A 415-nucleotide genomic window follows, 5' to 3' on the forward strand; every position below is an offset into this window, starting at 1 on the left:
CATATCAGACTAACTGTCAGTACATAAAGCAAAACGAAGCCTATCTTGATAATGGAACGGTTAGATTTATTGACGCCAAGCATGTTAAGCTTCCTAAACTAGGAACAGTGAGAATTGTAGGATTGCGCAAGCTGATTAAAAAGCGCCTGCTTGACCGTATTCCTACTCGAATCGGCACTGCTTCAATTAAGAAAACGGCAGACGATCAGTTTTATCTTTCTTTACAGCTGGGAAGTGATATTGCCTTTGTCAAAGACTATACTAAAACACAAAAGCAGATCGGCATTGATCTTAACTTGGATAATTTCTTGACGGATTCTAACGGTGCAATGGTAGCTAATCCAAGGTTTTATCGCAGAGCCAAGAAAAAGCTCGCCCACGCTCAAAGAATACTTTCACGTAGAGAACGCAGAGC

General features: G+C 41.0%; 1 protein-coding gene. It reads left to right on the forward strand.

The features are described from left to right. Positions 1-415, forward strand: a 415-nt coding sequence (locus tag CP370_RS09390; protein WP_143467900.1) for a transposase, incomplete at both ends; no start/stop codon positions are given.

The organism is Lactobacillus sp. UMNPBX19, from assembly GCF_002553805.1.
Lineage (GTDB): Bacteria > Bacillota > Bacilli > Lactobacillales > Lactobacillaceae > Lactobacillus.